Source organism: Streptomyces sp. NPDC001513, assembly GCF_042894695.1.
GTDB lineage: Bacteria > Actinomycetota > Actinomycetes > Streptomycetales > Streptomycetaceae > Streptomyces.
The window spans coordinates 95,766-117,282 of sequence record NZ_JBIAVU010000022.1 but is presented as its reverse complement, the minus strand read 5'-3'; the positions used below and the strand labels follow the sequence as shown (position 1 = coordinate 117,282).

Sequence of the window (21,517 nt, the reverse complement as noted above, 5' to 3'; positions counted from 1 at the left end):
CGGCGATAGGAGGTGTCGGTGGCCGCTGGAACGGTGGGTGCCGAGCTGCCCGAGGGGGCAGCCGCAGCCTCCTTCGACCGCAAGGGACCCCGTCGCCGTGTCGTCCACACCCTCCGCCCCGCCCTGGAACCGCCGACGTCCGTCGCGGCACGGTTGTGGGAGGCGAGCCGTGATCCGACCGACGGCCTGGGTCAGTAGCGGGCCGCGGACACCAAGGGGCCGTAGTGGCGGCCCCTGATGGGCCGGAGCGGGTCCCCGTAGAAGCCGTACTCGGGGTGGCGCCGGCCGTGCGCGGCCGCGTCGTCCACGAGGGTGCGCAGATTGCGCGCCGGGGCGCCGTCCGCGCACCGGCCGGAGTCGATGCACAGCGCGGCGATCCCCGTGACGACGGGGGCGGAGAGGCCGCCGCCGAAGAGGACCGTCGGCTGCGGCTGCTGCGGACGGGGCCAGGTCGCCATGCAGATTCCGGGACCGGCGACGGTGTGGCGCCGGTCCGCGGCGGAGCGCGCGAAATCGCTGAACCGGAGCGTCGCCTGGTCGTCCACGTATCCGAAGGAGCCCAGCTCGAAGCCGAAGCACTCGGGGGCGGACTTCCCGCCCGGCCGGCCGTCGACGTCGGACATCGCGGTGGTGGTGAGCACTTCGTCGTACGAGGCCGGCGCCTGCATGGCGATGTCGACGTTGCGGCCTTCGCCGCTCGCCACGAGCGTCACGCCCGCCCGGGTCGTGTTGCACACGGCGAGGTGGAGCGCGTCGTTGTTGACGGTCCCGCAGTGGCCGTCGTCCGCCTGCTGGAAGAACCGCGTGGTGGCGAAGCTCAGGTTGGCGAGCGCGATGTCGTTGTCCGGATCGGCGTCGGTACGGGTCGAGGCGAGCCAGTCGAGGGCGCACAGCACGCTGCTGTCGAGGGCGTTCCTGCCGTCCTCGGGGAAGACCTTCACCGACCACAGGGGGGTTCCGGGGGCCGCGCCGACGGTGCCCTTGTCGTTGTCCCGTGCGCCGATGACACCGGCCAGGGCGGTCCCGATCCCCAGCGGGTCCGCCAGGCTGGCGCCGGGGAGCACCGGGGTGCCGGTGAGGCAGTCGGCGCCGCCGCGGACGTTCAGGTCGGGGTGGCCGGCGGTGATGCCGGTGTCGAGGACCGCGACGTTCACGTCGGTGGCCGGACCGCGGCCGTCTCCGGAGCGGGCGGAGGACTTCTCGGCGTCGACACGGTCCGCCCACTCCGGCAGGCACTGCCGCACGGTGAGGTCGGGTACGGCGCCGCACAGGGCGGCGGCACCGGGTGCGGCGGCGCGGGGTGCCGAGGCACCGGGCGGAGCCGTACGAGGCGGGGCCGTACGGGCCGGCGCGGCATCGGTGCGCCCGTATGAGCGTTCCGCCGCGACGAAGCGGACGGCCGGGTCCCGGCGCAGTGCGGCCGCCTGGCTCTCGGTCAGCTCGGCTGCGTATCCCTTGAGGGCGTGCCGGAACAGGGCGGTGGGTGCCGTACGGAAGCGGCGGGTCTGCCGGTCGGAGAGCGCGGCGGGGTCGGTGGCTCCGTCCGTGAGGACGACGATGTACCGGGCGCTCCGCTCTCCGGAGCCGGAGCCGGAGCCGGCGCCCGCCCCGCTCGGGGCGGCGGAGGTCAGAGGCGCCAGGGCCACCGTCAGGGCGAGGGCGAGTGCGGCGGCGGGCAGCACGGTCGAGCGCCGGGGAGGGGTCACGCCTGCTCCTGTCTGACGGCGGCGGCCGGTGGGGGTGTCAGTAGCGGCCGGCATGGACGAGCGGTCCGTAGTGGCGGCCCGGGAAGGGGTGGTTGGGGTCACCGTCGAAGCCGTAGCCGGGGTGGCGTCGGGTGCGCAGGGCCGCGTCGTCGACGATCGTGCGGAGGTTGCGGGCGGGGGTGGAGCGTCCGCACGGGCCGTGGGCGATGCACAGGGCCGCGGTCCCCGCGACGACCGGTGAGGCGAAGCTGGTGCCGTCCACTGCTGTGTAGGGGGCGTCCGGGGCGGAGCTGGTGGTCACGACGCACACGCCGGGGGCCGCCACGGTGTGCTCCAGGTCGCGCCGGGACCGGGCGAAGTTGCTGAACTCCAGGGCGGCCTGGTCGTCCTCGTCCCCGAAGAGCCCGAAGTCCACGCCTTGGCAGTCGGACCTGCCCGCGGCTCCGGGCCTGCCGTCGAAGTCCACCATCGCGGTGGCGGTGAGGACCTCCTGGTAGGCGGCGGGCCCGTGCCGGGCCAGGTCGTGGCTTTCGTTGCCGGCCGCGGCGACCATGGTGATCCCGGCCCGGACGGCGTTGCAGACGGCCAGGTGCAACGGGTCGGCGTTGAGCGTTCCGCAGGCCTCGTCGTCGAAGTCCGGTCCCACACCTTCCGTGGTGGTGAAGCTCATGTTCGCGACGTGGATGTCGTTGGCCGGATCGGCGTCGGTACGGGTGGAGGTGACCCAGTCGACGGCACACAGGGCGGCCTCGTCGGTGCCGAGTTCGTTCGGGTCGTCGGGGAACGCCTTGACCGCCCACAACGGCACGCCCGGTGCCACGCCCACCACACCGATCCCGTTGTCCTTGGCACCGATGACTCCGCCCGCCTCCGTACCGTGCGGGTCGGGGGCGACCAGGCTGGTGCCGGGGATCTGCGGGCTGCCGGTGAGGCAGTCCACGCCCCCGCGGACGTTGAGGTCCGGGTGTGTTCCCTGGATACCGCTGTCGATGACCGCGACGCCGACGCCCCGTACTTCTCCCCTGCCGTCGCCGGAGCGGGCGGAGGAGCGGTCGGCCTCGATCCGGTCCGCCCACTCGGGCAGGCACTGCCCCGCGCCCAGGGACACCCGGCAGCTCACCGGGGTGTGCCGGCCCGGCGGGTTCAGCCGGTAGGTGCGCTGCCTGCTGACGAACCGTACGTCGGGATCCGCCCGCAGGCCCGCCGCCTCCGCGTCGGTCAGCCGGGCGGCATAGCCCTTCAGCGCGTGCCGGAACACCGCGGTCGGCTCGGCCCCGTACCTCCGCGCGAGCCGGGTCGAGGCGGCGGCGGGATCGCCCGTCGTGTCCTTGAGGACGACGACGTACGCCTCGGCCCCCTCGCCGCGCGCCTCGGCGCCGAAGGCGACCGGGGCGATGCCGGCGAGGGCGAGCAGAGCCAGTACCGAAGGTCCCAGCAGCGCGGAGCGCGCCCGATGCCTCATGTCCGCTCCCGTCGGCCGACTACTTCGTCACGCCGCCCCATCGGACCCCGAACCAGCCCGCCCCACCCCGCCCGCTCGACGCACGGCGCCCGAGTTCACCCGCCGGAACCATCGCCCCCGACTGTTTGGCCCACCCCTGGCCCCGGTGGGCGCCGACCCACGGCCGGGCCCCGGCAGGAATACTCAGCAGTGAGCCGGTGGACTCGGTGCGGGCGGCCGAGTCGTGGATCGCCGACCGCGGCGGTCATTGGGCGGAGGGCTCCGCCTTTGCCTTCGCCGTGGTCGAGGGCGACGGGACCGTACTCGGCAACGTTTCGGTCGGTGCGGTGGACCGGCGGCACGCCACCGGGTGGGTGTCCTACTGGACGACGGCCGCGGCGCGCGGCCGGGGCGTGGCCTCCGCGGCCTGCCGGTCGCTCTCGCACGCCCGGCTGGCGACCGACCCGCTCCGCTGACCGGCCCGCCCGCACGTGCCCTCAGGTGATGCGGGCGGGGCGCGGGGGTGGGGGTGGGGTGACGGCCAGGACCGGTGGGGCCGGGGTCGACCAGTGGTGGCCGCAGGGGTCGAAGGCCAGGGTCACCGGCCGGCCGGGGCGTTGGCGCCAGGAGATGCGTTCGGGTGCGCCGTCGCAGACGGGGCAGCGGGGCAGCGGGCCGGGCTCCGCCTCCGGCACGCGGTCGGGGGCGGCCGCGAGCGGCGTGGCGTGCGGATCGCGCATGGAGGCTCCCTGGTCGTGCGTGCGGTCGTCGGGCTGATCGCACTGTGCCATGGAGGTGCCCTTCTCCGCACGGGCGAATCATCCAGTGTTTTGGCTGGTCAGAGGTGTGGTCACCAGGAAAATTACGGTGCTCTTGCGGGCACTTGGTGATCAACCGCTCGCGCAACCGGCCTCGACCAGGCCGGATTCGTAGGCCGCGATCACCGCTTGCGCACGGTCGCGGACGCCCAACTTGCCGAAGATGCCCGTGATGTGGTTCTTGACCGTGGAGACACTGATGTCCAGGTCCAGGGCGATCTCGGCGTTGCCCCGGCCGCCGGCCAGCAGACGCCAGATCTCCAGTTCGCGCGGGGTGAGTTCGGCCGGGGTCTCGGCGGCCCACGACCGCGGCCGCACGGGGGTGCGTACGTAGGCGGAGATGAGCCGGGTCAGCAGCCGCGGCGCGACGGCGGCCTCGCCGGTGTGGACGATGCGGACCGCGGCGATCAGCTCCTCCGGGGAGATGTCCTTGGGCAGGAAGCCGTACGCGCCCGCGCGCAGGGCGGCGACCACGTACTCGTCCATGTCGAAGGTGCTGAGGGCGAGAACGCGGGTGGAGGGGAGCGTCCGCGCGAGTTCCTCGGTGGCCTGGACCCCGTCCAGGACCGGCATCCGGATGTCCATGACGACCACGTCGGGCAGCAGCTCGTGGGCGAGGGCGACGGCCCGCGCTCCGTCCTCGGCCTCGCCCACGACCTCGAACTCCGGGTCGGGGCCCAGGATCAGGGCCAGGCCGCGCCGCACCAGCGGCTGGTCGTCGGCTATGAGCACGCGGATCATCGCTGCCGTTCCTCTCTCTCGCCGTACCCGGAGCCCGCGACCTCGACCGCGGCCGGGGCCGGGGCCGGGAGGCGGGCCGCCACCCGGAAGCCCCCGCCGCCGAGTGGGGCGGCCTCCAGGGTTCCGCCCTGCAGGGCGACACGTTCGTGCATACCGATCAGACCGTACCCGGGGCGCGCCGCGGGCCGGGAGGCCGCTGCCCGCGCTCCCGCCCCGTCGTCGCGCACCTCCACGGCCACCTCGTCCCGGCGGTAGGTCAGCCGTACGTGGGCCCGCGCCTCCCCCGCGTGCTTGCGGGTGTTGGTCAGCGCCTCCTGCACGATGCGGAAGACGGTGAGGCCGACGGTCGGCGGCAGCGGGCGGACCGGTCCGTCCACGGTGAACTCGGTCTCCGTGCCGGCCAGCCGGGACTCGGTGACGATCCGGTCGAGGTCGCCGGCCCCGGGCTGGGGAGCCGGCGGGGTGTGCTCCGGCTCCTCCCCGGCCCTGAGGACGTCGAGGAGTTGACGCATCTCGCGCAGCGCCATCCGCCCGGAGTCCTCCAGGGTGACGAGGGCCTCCCGGACGACCTCCGGGTCGTGCGCCAGGTTGGCCCGGGCCCCGCCCGCCATCAACTGCATGGTGGTGATGTGGTGGGCGACGATGTCGTGCAGTTCGCGGGCGATCCGACGGCGTTCCTCGGCCACCGCCCGGTCCGCGAGCAGGGTCCGGTGCGCTTCGGCCTCCCGCTGCCGGTGCTTGACCACGGCGCCCACGCCGACGGCGCCGAAGGTGCCGATCGCGTTCGCGAGCAGACCCGACCAGCCGAAGGGCAGGGGCCAGCCGCCCTGGCCGACGGAGATCAGCGGCACCGCCACGACCGCCGCCGACGCGGCCACCGCCGGGCGGCTGAACCGGGCCACCGTGTAGAGGGCCACCATCAGGGTGAGGGTGAAGTGCGGGGTCGGCGGGGTGCTCACGTTCACCAGCACGCCCAGCGCCAGTACGGCGGCGAGCACCGTCACCGGCCGCGCGCGCCGGGCGATCAGGGGCATCGCCGAGACGATCAGGGAGACGGCCGCGGTCACGCTCAGGACCCGGCCCTCGGTCTGCATGCCCAGGGAGTAGCCGACGAGGTCGATGGTGCCGGCCGCAACCGCCACCAGTGCGTCGTTACGGGTCCACGGTGAGCCCTCGGCGCCGCCGCCCCCTTCGCCTCGCACGCCCACATCCGTACCCACACCCACACCCACACCCACACCCACACCCATGCTGCCGGTCCTCCCCCGTCGGCCGCCCGCGGCCGTGCTCTCCGGTGATCCATTCTGGCACCGTCCCCGACTCCTGCCGCCGGTCCCCGGTGTGAGCCCGTACCAGGACTCCGGTCCTGGTCGGCACCCCCGTACGGACCCTGGTCCCGCGGTGCGGATCCTCCCCTGCCCCGACGTTTTCCCCGCTCCCCGCTGATGGTCTGGAGTCAGGCCGGGAACCCCGGCCGTACCGCACAGACCGGAGGAGACCAGTGATCCGCGCCCTGACCCGATTCTCGACGCGAAGTCCATGGAAGGTCATCGCCCTGTGGGCGGTCCTGGGGATCGCAGCCACCATCGCGGGCCAGGCGTTCGTCTTCCGCGCCATCCAGCCCGGCAACGGCGGGTTCCTGCCCGCGCACTACGACTCGGCGGCGGCCCTGAAGATCGCGGAGGAGCGGTTCGGCGTGAAGCCGGACGCCAACCTCCTCACCCTGCTGGTGGCCCGCTCGGACGACGCGCCGCTCGGCGCCGCCGACGAGCAGCGCATCGACGCGCAGGCCGCGCAACTGGCCCGGAAGCGGGTCGCCATGCCCCGGACCAAGGACACGATGCCCCTCGCCGAGGACCACTCGCAGATCCCCCGGGTCAGCCCGGCCATGACGGCGCCCGACCGCTCCTTCCGCCTGCTCTCCGTCGAACTGACCGGAAATCCCGCCGATCCCGGGGTGCAGGACACCTACCGCGCCTTCCGGGATTCCGCCCGCGACGCGTTCGCGGAGGAGGGACTGCGCACCGGCTTCACCGGCGGGATCGCCGACCGGGTGGACACGGCGGACGCCGAGAAGACCAGGACGAAGGTGGTCGGGGCGCTCATGCTCGGGGTCATCGTCCTGCTGCACGTCCTGGTCTTCCGCAGCGTCCTGGCGGCCCTGCTGCCGCTGCTCGCGGTATCCGTCATCGGTGGCGCCGCGGCCGGCGTCGTGGTCGGCGCGGCCCTGCTCACCGGGACCGGACTGGCCGATTCCACCCCGGGGTTGATCAGTGTGGTGCTGGTGGGCATCGGCATCGACTACTTCCTCTTCCTTCTCTTCCGCTTCCGCGAGCAGCTGCGCGAACACCCCGGGCAGTCCGGCCGCGAGGCAGCCGCCGAGGTCGCCGGGCGCGTGGGTACGGCCATCACCTCCGCGGCGCTGACCATCGTCGCCGCGTTCGCCACGCTCGGGGTCGCCTCCTTCGGCCAGTTCCGGGTGCTCGGGCCGGCCATCGCCCTGTCCGTCCTGGTGATGCTGCTGGGCAGCCTGACCCTGATGCCGGCCCTGCTGGCGGTCACCGGGCGCAGGATGTTCTGGCCCTCGCGGTCCCTGCGCCACGCGCCCCGCGCCGGTTCCGCCGCGCGGCTGGGCGACCGGGTGGCACGGCGGCCGCTGGTACTGGTCCTGGGCTCGGTGGCGCTGCTTGGCACACTGGCCGCCGGTGTCGTGGGGATGCGGATGGACTACGGGCAGGGGGGCGCGGGCGGGGAGCGTACGGCCGCGGTCGTCACCGCCGCGGAGATCTCGCGCGCCCTGCCGGCCGGGGTGTCGGACCCGACCAGCGTGTTCGTCACGGCTTCCGACGGCGGCACGCTCACCGCCGAGGGCCTGGGCGGGCTGTCCACGGCGCTCGCGGGGGTCGGCGGCGTGGGCCAGGTCGCGGGGACCGTGCTGAGCGAGGACCGGCGGGCGGCGCGCATCGACCTGTTCCTGACGGTCGACCCGCAGCGCCAGGAGGCGCGCGATCTGGTCACCGGACCGGTCAGGGCCGCGGTACGGGCCCACGCGCCCGCCGGTACCGAGGCGCACGTGGGCGGCACGCCGGCGCTCTTCGCCGACATCTCGACCGCGGTGGACAAGGACCTGAAGGTGGTCTTCCCGGTGGCGGCCGTGCTCATCGCGCTGATCCTGCTCGCGCTGCTGCGCAGTCTGCTGGCACCGGTGATCCTGCTGGCCGCGGTCGGCCTCGGGTTCGCCGCGACGCTCGGCGCCTCGACCCTGGTGTTCCAGCACGCCCTGGACCGGCCCGGAGTGGACTTCACCCTCCCGCTCGTGCTGTTCCTGTTCGTGGTCGCGCTGGGCACCGACTACAACATCCTGATGAGCGACCGGATCCGGGAGGAGATGGAGCGGCCGGGTCCGGCGCGGGCGGCGGTGGGCCGCGCCGTGCGGCACACGGCCCCCGCCATCGCGACGGCGGGGCTGGTGCTGGCCGCGTCCTTCGGCAGCCTGGCCGTGACCCCGGCCCCGTCCACCCAGCAGATCGGCTTCGCGACGGCCCTCGGGATCCTGCTCTCCGCCTTCGTCTGTCGTCTGTCGCCGTCAGGCGAGCTGGTCGACCTCGGGGTGATCCTTGAGCCAGGCGCGCACGGCCTCCTGCTCCTTGCCCTTCCCGGTTTCCTGGATCTTCGCCTCCAGGCCGGTCAGCTGCTCCTCGCTGAGCTTGAACGAGCTCAGCCAGCGGGCCATCTCGGGCTCGTCGGCGGCGAAGCCCTTGCGGGCCAGGGTGTGGATCCCGTCGCCCTTGCCCCAGGCCACCTTCGGGTCCTCCAGTTTGGTCAGGTCGTACGTGGAGTACGCCCAGTGCGGGGACCACAGCACGACCGCCACGGGCTCCTTCTTCTCGTAGGCCCGCTTGAGCTCGGCGAGCATGCCGGGCGTGGAGCCGTCGACGACCTGGTACTCGCCTTCGAGGCCGTACTCCTTCAGGACCTTGTCCTTGAGGATGGACATGGCTCCGGCGCTCGGCTCGATGCCGATGATGCGGCCCTTGAACTGGCCGGCCTTGCCCTTGAGATCGGCGAGTGAGCGGACGTCCTTCATGTACGAGGGCACGGACAGCTCCAGCGAGGTGGGGCCGTACCAGGACCCGAGGTCCTCGAGCTTGTTCCCGTACTTCTCCCAGTACTGCGCGTGCGTGACGGGCAGCCAGGAGTCGGTCTGGAAGTCGAGCTGGCCGCCGGCCAGGCCGGTGTAGAGGGCTCCGGCCTCCAGCTGGCGGGCGTCGACCTTGAAGCCGCGCCGCTCCAGCAGCTCCTTCCACAGGAAGGTGGAGGCGATGCCCTCGTCCCAGGGGATGTACCCGACGGAGACCGTACGGCCCTTGCCGATGTTCGCCGCGCCTGCCGGTCCGTCCTCGGCGGTGGAGCCGCCGAAGGTGCTGAGGCCGCCCGCGACGAGCGCGAGCACGACGACGCCGCTGAGGGCGTAGACGGGCCGGGGGCGGTGGTTCCACACCTTGGCCGCGCCGGTGGCCGCGGCCTTCGCCTTGGCGAGGGCGCGCCGGCCGAGCGGGGAGACCTGGCGGCCGAGGGCGCCGGTCATCCGGTCCAGGTACATGGCCAGGATGACGATGGAGATGCCCGCCTCGAAGCCGAGGCCGATGTCGACGTTGCCGATGGCGCGGTACACGGCGCCGCCGAGTCCGCCGCCGCCGACCATGCCGGCGATGACGACCATGGACAGGCCGAGCATGATGACCTGGTTGACGCCCGCCATGATCGTCGGCAGGGCCAGGGGCAGCTGCACGCGGAAGAGGGTGTCGCGCGGGGTGGTGCCGAAGGCCTCCGCGGCCTCGACGAGTTCCGCGTCGACCTGGCGGATGCCGAGTTCGGTCATCCGTACGCCCGGCGGCAGCGAGAAGATGATGGTCGCGATGATGCCGGGCACCACGCCCACCCCGAAGAAGATGATCCCGGGGATGAGGTAGACCATGGCGGGCATGGTCTGCATGAAGTCCAGGACGGGCCGCAGGACGGCGCTGACCCGGTCTGATCTGGAGGCCCAGATGCCGAGCGGGATCGCGAAGACCAGGGTGACCAGGGTCGCGACGAGGACGAGGGAGAGCGTGGACATCGCGTCGGACCACAGGCCGACGGAGTCGATGAGCGCGAGGCCGGCGAAGGCCAGCAGGCCCGCGAGGAGCCCGCGCAGCCACCAGGCGCCGAGCGCGAGGATGCCCGCGAACAGCAGCGGTGCGGGGGCGGAGAGGACGGCGTCGATGCCGTCGTAGAGGCCGGTCACGAGCGCGCTGATGGCGTCGAACAGCCAGGACAGGTGGCTCTGGAGGAAGTCGACACCGCTGTCGACCCAGGCGCCGAGGTGCAGGCGGGGCATCAGGCGGCCACCTCCGCACAGGCCATCGGGGGCCGTTGTTCGTCGCCGAGGAAGGCGATGAGCCGGTCCTGCGGCACGGAGCCGACGACGGCGCCTTCCGCGTCGGTGACGGCGACCGCGTGCGGGACCCGGGCGCTGACCGCGCAGACGTCGGCGAGCGGGGTGTCGCCGTGGACGGTCGGGCAGCCGCAGGCTTCGGCGTCCGCGTCGGGCTCGTCCATGACGGCGTCGGCCGTGAGCACCCGCGAACGGTCGACGTCCTGGATGAAGGAGGCGACGTAGTCGTCGGCGGGGCGGGTGAGGATGTCCTCGGCGGTGCCCTGCTGGACGATGCGGCCGTCGCGCATGACGGCGATGCCGTCGCCGATGCGCATGGCCTCGTTGAGGTCGTGGGTGATGAAGACGATGGTCTTCTTGAAGCGCTGCTGGAGCTCCAGGAGCTGGTCCTGCATGTCACGGCGGATCAGCGGGTCCAGGGCGCTGAAGGACTCGTCCATGAGGAGCAGGTCGGCGTCGGTGGCCAGGGCCCGGGCGAGGCCGACCCGCTGCTGCATGCCGCCGGAGAGCTCGTCGGGCCAGGACTTCTCCCAGCCCTCCAGGCCGCACAGGGCCAGGGCCTCGGCGGCGCGGCGGTCGCGCTCGGCGCGGGGGACGCCCTGCACCTCCAGGCCGTAGCCGGCGTTCTCCAGGACGTTCCGGTGCGGGAAGAGCGCGAAGTGCTGGAAGACCATGGAGATCTTCGTGGACCGTACGCGGCGCAGCTCGCCCGCGCTGAGCGCGGTGAGGTCCTGGCCGCCGAAGAGGATGCGTCCCGCTGTGGGCTCCAGCAGTCCGTTCAGCATGCGCAGCAGCGTGGACTTGCCGGATCCCGACAGACCCATGACGACGAAGATCTGGCCGGGTTCGACGCTGAACGAGGCGTCGATCACCGCGGCCGTGGTCCCGTCGGCGCGCAACTCGTTGCGGTCGGTGCCGCTTTCGAGCGCGCGGACGGCGTCGTCGGGTCGCCGTCCGAACACCTTGTAGACATGCTCGGCTTGGAGCGTGGACACATAAACCTCACGGGTCGTACGGGGTACGGCGCGCGCCGGCGGACCGGTGGGCCGTAGAGCGGGACGGGATCTGCCCGCGTGCGCCCCGCCGCCGGCACGAACGGCCGGAGGGCGTGGTTCCGCTCCAGCAGTCCACGATGCCCCGCATTCACCACCGCAAACACCAGCGTGATTCAGGTCACTTGCACATCCGGGAACCGCGGCACGCGGGGCCGCACCGCGCGCCGGGTGGCGACGCGCGGCCACCGGGACGGAGTTGGAGCGGGCGCCCGACGGCCCGGCGGAGCGCCGGGCCCGGCGCTCCGCCGCCCGCGGCGTGTCGGAGCCCACACCGGACGTCCGGCGGGTGGACCCGGCCCCGGCGGCCCCGGGTGTGACCTAGGTAACGCGGAAGCCGGTCCCCGCGGGGTCGCGGCGGTCGCGGTGGAAGGTCAGCCGGTCCCACGTGGGGAAAGCCAGGTCGGTGACGGCCAGCAGCCGGCCGGAGGTGTCGTGCAGGGTGCGGCACACGGTGAGGCCACAGGCCGGGGAGGCGGCCCGCGGGTGGGTGGTGCGGGTCATGGTGATGGTCTCGGCGACCCGGCCGCCCGCCGCGGCGCGGTCGAGCCAGCGCCGCACCGGGGCGAGGTCGTCGTCGCGGAGCGTCACCCCCAGGCCGCGATAGCCGGCCAGCTCGGGGTCGCGCGCGACGACGCCCGGGCTGAAGTACGTGACGGCGTCACGGAGGGTCTCCCCGGCCGGGCCGCGTTCGCGATGGTGATGGACCAGGGTGCGGTCCCCGCCCGCCATGCCGAGCAGTCCGGCGAGCGAGGGCGGGACGGTGACGAGGGTGAGCCGGCTCAGGGTGAGGGCGGGCACGGCGGAGGCGGGCCGGGCGGCGGCCGGCTCGACCCCGGGCCCGTTCCCTGGAGCGGCGGGGACCACCACGGCGGTGACGGCGGGCCGGGTGCCGCGCCGGCCGGTGACGACCAGGCCGTCCTCGCGCAGGTACTGGAGGGCGGCCCGGACGGTCTGCCGGTTGACCTCGTAGCGGGCGGCCAGGCTGCGCTCGGAGGGCAGTCTGCCGCCGGGCGTGCGTGCGGCGCGCTCGAGATCGCGGCGCAGCGCTGCGGCGATCCGCTGGTACTTGGGCATGGCGGCCGGGCCGCCGCCCCGCGAAGGGGAGGGCATGGCTTCTCCTCTGACGGGTGGTCAAGGACTGCGCGGTCTGCCCGACCAACGTAGCATTGGTCTATACCTTTAGGTGAGGGGAGATCCGGGAACCCGGCCCACCTTGGCCGGTTCCGTGCGCACCCGGCCCGATCGGCAGGGCGCCTCCTACTCCCGCAGCGGGTTGGGCAGGGGCAGGTAGCGGGCGTCCGCGCCGTCGGCCCGCGTCCAGCGCAGCAGCAGGTTGGTCTTGGCGGGCAGGGCCGGGGCGGCCAGCAGCTCCACGATCTCGGGGAGCCCGCGCGTGGCGTCGTAGCGCCGCAACTCCTCCCGTACGGCCGGCCACAGGAGCGGCGAGATGTCCGGATACCGTCCGGCCAGCGCTCCCGCGATCTCCGCCAGGTTGTTGACGACCAGGCAGTAGACCAGGCGCTGCCAGGCGTCCGCGCGCGGCAGGTCCGGCAGCAGCTTCACCCCTTCCGCGTCGCGGAAGAGTGCCTGCACGGGCATGCCCTCCGCGTCGACGGCGACCAGGGTGTTCTGGAGGTGGGCCTCCAGCACGACACCGTGGCGGGCGAACAGTTCCAGCACGGGTGGCACCACCTGGCGCAGGTACGCCCGCCACCAGCGGGCCGGGTCGGTGGCCCCGGCCGGCGGGCTCCCGGCGTAGCCCTCGGCGAGCGCGGCGGCCAGCAGCGGCGTGGCCCCGGGCACGGTGTGGGCGTGCAGGCCGTCGCGGACCAGGACGGCGAGCTCCTCGAAGGCGAAGGAGGCGGTGCGGTAGCCGCGGTCGGCCAGCCAGGCCGCCGCCGAGCCGGTCCGGCGCAGCGCGGCGAAACCGGCCTCGACGGCCGCGTCGGTGCGGCGCAGTTTCAGCAGGTCGTGCCGCCACAGCCGGCGCACGTCGTTGGTGATCCGGACGTCGAGGCTGAACTTCACGAAGAGGTCGGCCGCCGGTTCCGGTACGTACAGGGTCCGGATCGAGGCGGTGGGCCAGGCCGGCCGGCGGCTCTCCCCGAGCCGCAGCAGCCGCCCGTCGGCGAAGGCCTCGCGCACCGCGGGCCGGTCGCCCACCAGGTCGAGCTGCCAGGGGTGGGCGGGCAGCAGCCGGTAGCCGGCCGGGGCGCGCGGCCCGTCGAGGGCGTCGGCCAGGGAGTCGATCGCGGCGGAGGCGGCCGGGCCGCCCTCCTCGGCGGCCTGGTCCTCGCGCAGCGCGAGGAAGACCAGCGGGAAGCGGGCGTGGGCCTCCGGCGCGTACGGCAGCCAGCTCCCGGCCGGGGCCCCGCCGCGTGCCTTGGGGGCGGGGTGGTGCGGATGGCCCATCACCAGGGACTGCTCGGAGAGGACGTACGGGTCCTGCGGGGGCTCGGCCTCGGCGCGGGCGGCCAGCAGTGCGGCGAGCGCGTCACGGCTGTCGGTGATCTCGACGGGGAGCTCGTCGTTGGGAACGCCGGTGAACCGGCCCAGTTCGTCGGAGACGAGTTTGACCAGTTCGGTGTGGCTGAGCGGGTGCCAGCCCGCGGCCGTCCGCAGTTCGGGGCGGACCGGCCGGCGCCCGCCGCGCACCCGGAGCAGCCGGCCGCTGCCGCGCAGCCGGTGGACTTCCACTCCCGTGCCCGTGTCCGCGCCGTACTCTGCCGCGGGGCCGGAGGGCCCGGCAGGCTCGACGGGATCGGCCGTCTCCCGCAGCAGGCAGTTGAGGAGCGGGGTGGCGGCGTACGCGTCGGCGGCGGCGTTGAGGTCCACTGGTTCCATTCGGTCCATCCGGTGCGCCGGAGGTTCGCCTGGCGTAACCACCGGTCGTGATCGTCGGTATCCGCAATGATTACTTGATCATCCCGTAAAGCGATATTCCGATGTCGGAGCCCAGCATGTACTTTCCCCACTCGCCGGCCGAAGAGGCCGTCGCCGCCGAACTGGCCGGTGTACGGCCCTGGCTCGGCCCCGGGTACGACGCCGCACTGAGCGGCGCCCGGGCGGCCGTGCTGACCCGGCTGTGGCGGGCGCTGGCCTTCGAGCCGCTGCCGTGGGTCGTGGGCCGGGAGCGCGGGCCGGACGGCCTGGCGCTCCTGCTGGAGGGCGGCGCCCGGCTGGAGGGCCCGCTGCCGGATCCGTACGCGACCGAGCCCTACGTGAGCGAACTGCTGCTCGACGGCAAGGCCTACGGGCAGGCCGCGGCCCTGGTCACGGCTCTGGGGGTGGCGCACGGGAAGGAGTTCGCCGCCGAGCTCGACGCCAGTACGGCCTCCCTGGCGCTCTCCCGGGCCGGACAGCCGCCCGCCGGCGAGGATCGCGCCCCGGGGGCCACGTGGGAGTGGGAGCAGCGGGTCGTCGACGGTCATCCGTACCACCCGAACTGCCGTTCCCGGCCGGGCTTCTCGGTGGCCGAGCAGCTGGCGTACGCCCCCGAGCACCGCCCGGTGGTGGAGCTCGGCCTGGTCGCCGTACCGACTGAGAAGTGCCTGGTCACCGGCGACTGGCCGGAGCCGCTGCGGGACCCGGGGCGGATCCTGGTCCCGGTGCATCCGTGGCAGGCGGCCCACGTACTGCGGCACGAGCGGGCGCTGCCGGGATTCGCGGCGCACCCGCTGATGGCCCTGCGCACGCTGGCGCCCGCCGACGGCGGCCCGCACGTGAAGACCGCGCTGAGCGCCCGGCTGACCTCCTCCGTACGGGACATCTCCGTCTACTCCGTGGAGACGGCGGCGGCCGTGTCCGCCTTCGCCCAGGGCCTGTCCGAGCGGCTCGACGGCCGGCTGCACATCACCCGCACCCTCGGCGCGGCGACCGCGCACACCCCGGATCTGGCGGCCGTGCTGCGGGAGCCGCCGGAGGTGCACGCGGACGCCTCCGCCGGTGAGCGGGTGCTCCCGGTGGCGGCCCTGGCCTCGTTCCCGCCGGCGCGCTCGGCGGCCTGGCGGGCGGACTTCGCCCGTCTCGCGCTGTCGGTGTGCCTGCGGGTGCTGGAGCTGGGGGTGGCCCTGGAGGCCCACGGCCAGAACCTCCTCGTCGTCCTCTCCCCCACCGGGGCCCCGCTGCGGCTGGTCTACCGCGACCTCGCCGACATCCGGATCAGCCCGGCCCGGCTGGTCCGGCACGGCCTGCCGGTGCCGCCCCTGTCCGGCAGGCTGATCACCGACGACGTGACCGTGCTGCGGCGCAAGTTGTTCGGGTCCCTGCTGGCGGGGGCGCTCGGCGCCACGGCGGGCTCGGCCGGCGCCTTCGCCGAGGCCCTCGCCGAGGTCGCCACGCTGCCGGCGACCGCCGACACCGAGGCCCTGCTGACCGGGCCGCTGCCCACCAAGGCGCTCACCCTGATGCGGCTGAGCCCCGGCATTCCCGGGGACCAGTGGGCTGAACTGCCCAATCCGCTGGCCGGAGGGTGATCCGGAGCACCAGAGCCGGGGGTCCCCCGGACGGATCCCGGCGGCTACTGTCCAGGGGTATGACGGAGACCTCGGACCTGACCTCGGTGAGAGCGTCGTACGACGCCGTCGCCGTCGACTATGCCCGGCTGGTCGGCACGGAACTGGCCCGGAGGCCACTGGACCGGGCCATGCTGGCGGCGTTCGCCGAGTACGTGCGCGGCGACGGTGTGCGCCGGGACGAGGGCCGCGGTGGCCGGGCGGTCGCCGACCTGGGCTGCGGGCCGGGCCGGGTGACGGCTCATCTGGACGGGCTCGGCGTACGGACCTTCGGCGTCGACCTGTCCCCGGCGATGGTGGCGGTGGCCCGCCGGACCTACCCGGGCCTGCGGTTCGAGGTGGGGTCGATGACCGCACTGGACATGGCCGACGGGGTACTGGGCGGGGTGCTGGCCTGGTACTCCACCGTGCACACCCCGCCCGCGGAACTGCCCGTGGTGTTCGACGAGTTCGCCCGGGTGCTGGCGCCGGGCGGGTACGTCCTGATCGCCTTCAAGGCGGGCGACGAGAGGGTCCGGCTGGAACACGCGTACGGGCATCCGGTCGAGCTCGACGTGTACTGGACGCCGCCCGACCTCGTCTCGGGCCTGCTGGCCGGGGCCGGGCTGACCGAGGTGGCCCGTCTGGTCCGCGGTCCGGACGCCCGCGAGAACTCCCCGCAGGGCTTCCTGCTTGCGCGCAAGGGGTGATCCTGCCGAGGGCCGTCGGCTGACCGGCGGCTCCTCTCCTTCACCAGCTTCACCAGCGCAGCGGCAGCCGGGTCACGCCCCGCATCAGCACGCCGGGGAGCCAGTCCCGCGGACCCGCGTCCGAATCCTCGGCCAGGTCCGGGAACCGCTCCAGCAGGGCGCGGATCGCGATGCGGCCCTCCATCCGGGCGAGCGGCGCACCGAGGCAGAAGTGGATGCCGTGGCCGAAGGCGAGGTGGCCGGGGCCGGGGCGGCGGATGTCGAACACGTCGGGTCCGGGCTGTGCGAAGCGGGCCGGGTCGCGGTCCGCCGCGGCGAGGGCGACGAGCACGGAGGAACCGGCGGGGATCAGGATGCCGCCCAGCTCCAGGCCGGTGCGGGCGAAGCGGTGGGTGGCGTGCTGGACCGGGCCGTCGTAGCGCAGCATCTCCTCCACGGCTCCGTCGATCAGGCCGTCCGGGTCGGCGCGCAGGGCGGCGAGCTGGTCGGGGTGCGCGAGCAGGGCCCGTACTCCGTTGCCGATCAGGTTCACGGTGGTCTCGTGGCCCGCGACCAGCAGCAGGAAGGCCATCCCGATCAGCTCGTCCGGGGAGAGCCGGTCGCCGTCCTCGTCACGGGTCCGGATCAGGGCGCTGAGCAGGTCGTCGCCGGGGTCCGCGGCCTTGTCCCCGACGAGTTCGAAGAGGTACGCGGTCATCTGCTCCAGGACCCGGCCGTCCGCGCCGACCCCGTCCAGCGGGGCGACGATCTCGTTCGACCAGTAGCGGAACCGCGCCCGGTCCAGGCCGGGCACGCCGAGGAGTTCGCAGATCACGGTCATCGGCAGCGGTACGGCGAAGGACCGGATCAGGTCGGTGCGCCGGTCGGGACGGGCCGCCATCTCGTCGAGCAGTTCCCCGGTGATCCGCCGGACACGGGGGCGCAGGGCCTCGATCCGGCGGGCCGTGAACTCCCGTGCCACCAGGCCGCGCAGCCGCGTGTGGTGGGGCGGGTCCGCGTCCAGCATGTTCGTGGCGACGGCCGGGACCGGTGCGTCCCCGAACAGCCCGGTGCCGAACCAGTTCTTCGACAGGGCCGGATGGTTCAGGGCCTGCCGGGCCTCCTCGTGGCCGACGACCAGCCACGACCGCTCGCCGCCCACGACCACCTCGTGGACGGGGCCGGCGGTGCGCAGCGCGGCGTAGAAGGGGTACGGATCGGCGTTGAAGTCACCGGTGTGCGCGCTGAGGTCGACGAGGGGCATGGGGGCAGCCTAGGCGGGTGGCGTCGATCGGACCGGTCCGTCCATACGACAAGCCGAACCGTTTCGGCCATGAGCCGTTCGGGGGGCTGCCCGGTGTGTGTGGGCCCGCCTTCACCGCGATCGGGGCGGGCGGTGGCAGGAAGGAGGTATGAGCCTCCATCGCCGCCAAGTCCTCGGCAGCGCCGCCGCGGCCGTCCTCGCCACCGTCGGCGCGGCCGCCCGGGGCCCGGACTACGGGGCCCTGGCCCGCGGGATCGACGGGCGGGTGGTGCTCCCGGGCGACCGGGAGTACGCGGAGGCCCGCCGGCTGTTCCAGCCCCGCTACGACGCCGTCGCGCCCGCCGCGGTGGCCTACCCCGCGCACGCCGCGGACGTGGCCGTCTGCCTCGACTTCGCCCGCCGTTCCGGCGCGGCCGTCGTCCCGCGCGGCGGCGGGCACGGCTACGCCGGCTGGTCGACCCGCGCCGGGGCGCTGGTCGTCGACACCGGGGCCATGGCGGGAGTGACGGTCGAGGGGGACGGCGTACGGATCGGCGCGGGGGCCCGGCTCGGGGACGTGCACTCCGCCCTCGCCGGGCGGGGCCTGGCCGTCCCGACCGGGCTGTGCCCCTCCGTCGGGATCGCCGGGCTCACCCTCGGCGGCGGCCTGGGGCTGGCCTCGCGGGCGTACGGGGCCACCGCGGACCGGCTCACGGGGGCCCGGGTGGTCACCCCCGACGGGCGCGTGCGCGAGGTCGGCGCCGACCGCGATCCGGACCTCTTCTGGGCCCTGCGCGGCGGCGGGGGCGGCAATTTCGGCGTGGTCACCGAGTTCCGCTTCCGGACTCACCCGGCCCCCCGGGACTGCGCCTTCGCCGAACTCCACTGGCCCGGCCGCGACTCCGCGGACGTGCTGCGCGGCTGGCAGCGCTGGCTGGCCGGGCTGCCGGACCCGTTCTGGAGCCAGGTGGAGTTCACGGTCGAAGCCGGTGCCGGTGCGGGTGCTGGATCCGGCGCTCGTTCCGGGGATCCGGCGCCGCCGGCGGTCCGGGTGGTGTGCCTCGACGGACGCGGGGAGCTGGAACGGCAGTTGACCCGGCTGTCGGACCTGGTCGGCGGACCGCCGAGGGACGACTGGACCGTCGTACGCAGTCACGCGGACACCCTGCGGGCCATGTCGGGCTGTCTGGACCTGACCGCGGCGCAGTGCCGGCTGCCCGGCACCCTGCCCGGCCGGGACCCGCAGGGTCGGCTGGAGCGGCACTCGTACGCCGCCCGCTCCGACTTCTGGGCGGGCGCCGGGCTGCCCGACGCGGCGATCGGCACGGTCCTGGACGCGGTACGCCGCTACGGGTCCGAGGCCGGCGTCCCCCGCGGCGGCCTGGCGGTGGTGCAGTTCGACGGAGTCTGCGGCGGCGCGCTGAACCGGGTCGCGGTCGCGGACACGGCCTTCGCGCACCGCGGCAGTGCCTTCCTCGCCCAGTACCTCGTCCACTGGCCCGAATCCGCGCCGGCCGCCGCGGTGGCCCGGCACGAGGCCTGGCTCGACGGGCTCTGGCAGGACCTGCGGCCCTGGGCGAGCGGCCGCGCCTACCAGAACTACACCGACCCGAAGCTCACCGGCTGGCGCGAGGCCTACTACGGCCCGAACCTCGCCCGCCTGCAGGAGGTCCGGCGTGCCTACGACCCGGACCGGCTCTTCCGTTTCCCCCACGCCGTTTAGGGAGTGTCCGGAATGCGACGTATGGTGATGGTGGTCGCGCTGGCGGCCGCCCTGCTGGTGCCCGGAGGTCCGCTGCCCGTGGCCGAGGCCGGGAGCAGCGCCGCGGCGAGCGCGGGCCGCTGGTCCGCCCACGAGGCCGAGTCCTTCTGGACGGCCGAGCGGATGGCCGCCGCCGCCCCGCTGCCCCCCGTGACACCGGAGCCTCCCGAACCCCCGGCGCCCGAGCCGCCGTTGGAACCCCTCGCGCCGCTGGAGCCGCTGGAGCCGACGCCTGCCGGAACGCCGGCCCCGGACACGGCGGAGCCCTCCGTGACCCCGTCCGTCCTCGTCCCCGTTCCCACCCCCGCCCTTCCCGCGCTTCCCACGGCCACGCCCACTCCGACCCCGACCCCGACACTGCTGCCCGTTCCGAAACCGACTCCGAAGCCGACACCCAAGCCGACTCCCAAGCCGTCCCTGCTTCCCGCCCCCGCCCGTCCCGTCGTCCCCCGGGTGCCGGCCACCGACCCCGGCATCGGGCAGAACTTCGACGGCATCCCGGTCGTCGGCCGGATGTTCCTCGTCAAGAACGGCGGGTCCTACTTCTGCACCGCGAGCGTGGTCGCCTCCCCCGGCCGCAACCTCGTGCTCAGCGCGGCGCACTGCCTGCTCGGCTCGGACACCCAGCAGGTGGCCTTCGTACCGCGGTACACCCGGGCGAAGCCGCAGCCGTACGGCATGTTCCCCGTCCTGCGGGACGCGGCCGGGCGCTCCCGGATCTGGATCGACCCGCGCTACCGCTCCCAGGGCCCCGACCGCGCCGCCACCCTCGACGTGGCCTTCGCCCAGGTGGGCCCGGACGCGCGCGGCTTCCCGGTGCAGGACGTGGTCGGCGGAAACCGGCTGGTCACCGGCGCCGGTTACGCGCACGCCAAGGTCTCGCTGATCGGGTACCCGGCCTCCGCCGCCCGTCCGCGCCTGTGCGTGAACCGGACGACGAAGTTCACCAGCAAGGACGCGCGGATCCCCGGATCGTTCCTGCGCATCGACTGCACCGGCTACCCCGGCGGGACCAGCGGCGGCCCGTTCCTGCTCCGCTACAACGGGCAGACGGGGACCGGCGACGTGGTCGGGGTCATCGGCGGCTGGAAGACGGGCGGGGACACCGCCGACACCTCGTACAGCTCCTACTTCGGCGCGGACATCAGGAAGTTGTACGAGAAGGCGGTTGCCGGGGCGAAGGTGCGGTGAGCACCCGCACCCAGCGGGTCCGGCGCGGGTTCCCGACCGTACGCGGGGCCGCCGGGAGCCCGTCGCCGGCGGCCACTTCGGCGGAGGCGAGGCCGAGCCGGCGGCGGAGGTCGGCGAGGGCTGCGTGGACGGGCGCGAGGACCACCTCGGCGCCGGGGTCGATGGACGCGAGGGCGTGGGCGGTGGTCTCGATCGCCTCGGCGGCGTCCTCGGCCGCGGTCCGGCTCCACCCTCCGGGCGCTCCGATGCCCCAGGGCGCGATGGTGTCGTAGAGGTGGCAGGCGGCATCGGCCACGGCGTCGGCCCGTTCCCCGACGCCCGGCGCCGCGATGGTCGGCAGTTCCATGCCGGGTCAACGAGCCGGTCCCGCCCCGAGGTACGACCGGATGCGCCGCGGACGCAACCCGGTCCGGCAAGCGTTCCCCGTCCGAGCGGCGGGGACTGCCCGCCAGTAGAGTCGGTTCGAAGACAGCGCGGACCTGGGGGACTCATGACGGCTGCGGACACGGGACCCGGCTCAGCACGGGTCAATGGAGCCCACGGCTCACCGCGCTCCAGGAGGACTTTCGGGTGGCTGCCGTTGACCTGCCGGGCCACGGCGCACGCTCTGATCAGCCCGGGAGCCTGACGACGGCAACGGAGGTCATCGCTTCTGCGGTGGACTCGCTCGACCGCGGACCGGCTCTTACCGGCGGGCCGATTGACCCGCTGGAACGACAGGTTGCTGCGTCACAGCTGAGCGCGCCGGCCGGCAGTTCGCGAAGGCCGCTGAGGGCGTCAAGGTCGCCCTTCGGACGACGGGAGCGGCCCTCCTCTACGACGTCGACGTGGTCGACTACGACCTGGCCCACGTGGCGGGCGCCCACCCGTACACCGAGGGCTACCGCGGCTGAACCGTCGCACGCGCCGGGATGTGCGCGCACATCCCGGCTGTAGGAAGA

Annotated in this window: 17 protein-coding genes and 1 pseudogene; 7 read left to right on the top strand and 11 right to left on the bottom strand. The window is 74.2% G+C overall.

All coding sequences use genetic code 11. From position 1 onward, the window contains the following. The first annotated feature begins 18 nt into the window (after positions 1-18). Positions 19-198 (top strand): hypothetical protein, encoded by a 180-nt coding sequence (locus tag ACFYZ4_RS37130; RefSeq protein ID WP_390786073.1) that lies wholly within the window; start codon positions 19-21, stop codon positions 196-198. On the opposite strand, the gene ACFYZ4_RS37125 is transcribed toward ACFYZ4_RS37130, so the two are convergent. Together ACFYZ4_RS37125 and ACFYZ4_RS37120 are read right to left on the bottom strand one after the other, a co-directional pair. After that, the gene (locus tag ACFYZ4_RS37125) at positions 192-1,706 is read right to left on the bottom strand and encodes a S8 family serine peptidase (protein WP_390786072.1); all 1,515 of its coding nucleotides are present in this window, start codon (positions 1,704-1,706) and stop codon (positions 192-194) included. The genes ACFYZ4_RS37130 and ACFYZ4_RS37125 overlap by 7 nt on opposite strands. A gap of 37 nt (positions 1,707-1,743) precedes the next feature. After that, on the bottom strand, positions 1,744-3,168 hold the full coding sequence (locus tag ACFYZ4_RS37120) for a S8 family serine peptidase (protein ID WP_390786071.1): 1,425 nt from the start codon (positions 3,166-3,168) through the stop codon (positions 1,744-1,746). Between the two features lie 197 nt (positions 3,169-3,365). Here ACFYZ4_RS37120 and ACFYZ4_RS37115 point away from each other — a divergent pair, with 197 nt between their 5' ends. Beyond that, on the top strand, positions 3,366-3,623 hold the full coding sequence (locus ACFYZ4_RS37115; protein WP_384353290.1) for a GNAT family N-acetyltransferase: 258 nt from the start codon (positions 3,366-3,368) through the stop codon (positions 3,621-3,623). 21 nt (positions 3,624-3,644) lie between these two features. Here the strand turns inward: ACFYZ4_RS37115 and ACFYZ4_RS37110 are convergent, their stop codons facing one another. From ACFYZ4_RS37110 to ACFYZ4_RS37100, 3 genes are all read right to left on the bottom strand, one after another. Then, positions 3,645-3,938 (bottom strand): hypothetical protein, encoded by a 294-nt coding sequence (locus tag ACFYZ4_RS37110; RefSeq protein ID WP_390786070.1) that lies wholly within the window; start codon positions 3,936-3,938, stop codon positions 3,645-3,647. Positions 3,939-4,037: 99 nt separating this feature from the next. Beyond that, positions 4,038-4,706 carry a response regulator transcription factor gene (locus ACFYZ4_RS37105; protein ID WP_351302087.1) on the bottom strand — a complete coding sequence of 223 codons (669 nt, stop codon included), beginning with the start codon at positions 4,704-4,706 and terminating at the stop codon, positions 4,038-4,040. Further along, positions 4,703-5,908 (bottom strand): sensor histidine kinase, encoded by a 1,206-nt coding sequence (locus ACFYZ4_RS37100; RefSeq protein ID WP_390786069.1) that lies wholly within the window; start codon positions 5,906-5,908, stop codon positions 4,703-4,705. The genes ACFYZ4_RS37105 and ACFYZ4_RS37100 overlap by 4 nt, the downstream gene beginning before the upstream one ends. A 299-nt stretch (positions 5,909-6,207) precedes the next feature. Here ACFYZ4_RS37100 and ACFYZ4_RS37095 point away from each other — a divergent pair. Beyond that, positions 6,208-8,220: pseudogene (locus ACFYZ4_RS37095) on the top strand (MMPL family transporter); the annotation flags it as partial. A 72-nt stretch (positions 8,221-8,292) separates the two neighbouring features. Here ACFYZ4_RS37095 and ACFYZ4_RS37090 read toward each other — a convergent pair. The 4 genes from ACFYZ4_RS37090 to ACFYZ4_RS37075 form a co-directional block, all read right to left on the bottom strand. After that, positions 8,293-10,086, bottom strand: a complete 1,794-nt coding sequence (locus ACFYZ4_RS37090) for an ABC transporter permease/substrate binding protein (protein WP_351297316.1) — start codon at positions 10,084-10,086, stop codon at positions 8,293-8,295. Next, the gene (locus tag ACFYZ4_RS37085) at positions 10,086-11,138 is read right to left on the bottom strand and encodes a betaine/proline/choline family ABC transporter ATP-binding protein (RefSeq protein WP_351297313.1); all 1,053 of its coding nucleotides are present in this window, start codon (positions 11,136-11,138) and stop codon (positions 10,086-10,088) included. The genes ACFYZ4_RS37090 and ACFYZ4_RS37085 overlap by 1 nt, the downstream gene beginning before the upstream one ends. A gap of 378 nt (positions 11,139-11,516) precedes the next feature. Continuing rightward, positions 11,517-12,308, bottom strand: coding sequence for a GntR family transcriptional regulator (locus ACFYZ4_RS37080; RefSeq protein WP_351297310.1), 792 nt, complete (start codon positions 12,306-12,308; stop codon positions 11,517-11,519). 147 nt (positions 12,309-12,455) lie between these two features. Then, positions 12,456-14,051: an IucA/IucC family protein gene (locus ACFYZ4_RS37075; protein ID WP_390786068.1), complete on the bottom strand. Its 1,596-nt coding sequence runs from the start codon at positions 14,049-14,051 to the stop codon at positions 12,456-12,458. A gap of 107 nt (positions 14,052-14,158) precedes the next feature. On the opposite strand from ACFYZ4_RS37075, the gene ACFYZ4_RS37070 reads away from it, so the two are divergent. Together ACFYZ4_RS37070 and ACFYZ4_RS37065 are read left to right on the top strand one after the other, a co-directional pair. Beyond that, the gene (locus ACFYZ4_RS37070) at positions 14,159-15,673 is read left to right on the top strand and encodes an IucA/IucC family siderophore biosynthesis protein (RefSeq protein WP_351297304.1); all 1,515 of its coding nucleotides are present in this window, start codon (positions 14,159-14,161) and stop codon (positions 15,671-15,673) included. Between the two features lie 59 nt (positions 15,674-15,732). Then, positions 15,733-16,401: a class I SAM-dependent methyltransferase gene (locus ACFYZ4_RS37065; protein ID WP_351297301.1), complete on the top strand. Its 669-nt coding sequence runs from the start codon at positions 15,733-15,735 to the stop codon at positions 16,399-16,401. A 49-nt stretch (positions 16,402-16,450) separates the two neighbouring features. On the opposite strand, the gene ACFYZ4_RS37060 is transcribed toward ACFYZ4_RS37065, so the two are convergent. Further along, entirely contained in the window at positions 16,451-17,644 is a 1,194-nt protein-coding gene (locus ACFYZ4_RS37060; protein WP_390786067.1) for a cytochrome P450, read from the bottom strand. 148 nt (positions 17,645-17,792) lie between these two features. Between ACFYZ4_RS37060 and ACFYZ4_RS37055 the strand changes: the two genes are divergently transcribed. Together ACFYZ4_RS37055 and ACFYZ4_RS37050 are read left to right on the top strand one after the other, a co-directional pair. Beyond that, complete coding sequence (locus ACFYZ4_RS37055; RefSeq protein ID WP_390786066.1) at positions 17,793-19,346, top strand: FAD-binding oxidoreductase; 1,554 nt, start codon at positions 17,793-17,795, stop codon at positions 19,344-19,346. Between the two features lie 12 nt (positions 19,347-19,358). Next, positions 19,359-20,576, top strand: a complete 1,218-nt coding sequence (locus ACFYZ4_RS37050) for a trypsin-like peptidase domain-containing protein (RefSeq protein ID WP_390786065.1) — start codon at positions 19,359-19,361, stop codon at positions 20,574-20,576. On the opposite strand, the gene ACFYZ4_RS37045 is transcribed toward ACFYZ4_RS37050, so the two are convergent. Continuing rightward, positions 20,530-20,922, bottom strand: a complete 393-nt coding sequence (locus ACFYZ4_RS37045) for a hypothetical protein (protein WP_351297289.1) — start codon at positions 20,920-20,922, stop codon at positions 20,530-20,532. The genes ACFYZ4_RS37050 and ACFYZ4_RS37045 overlap by 47 nt on opposite strands. Between the last annotated feature and the right edge of the window lie 595 nt (positions 20,923-21,517).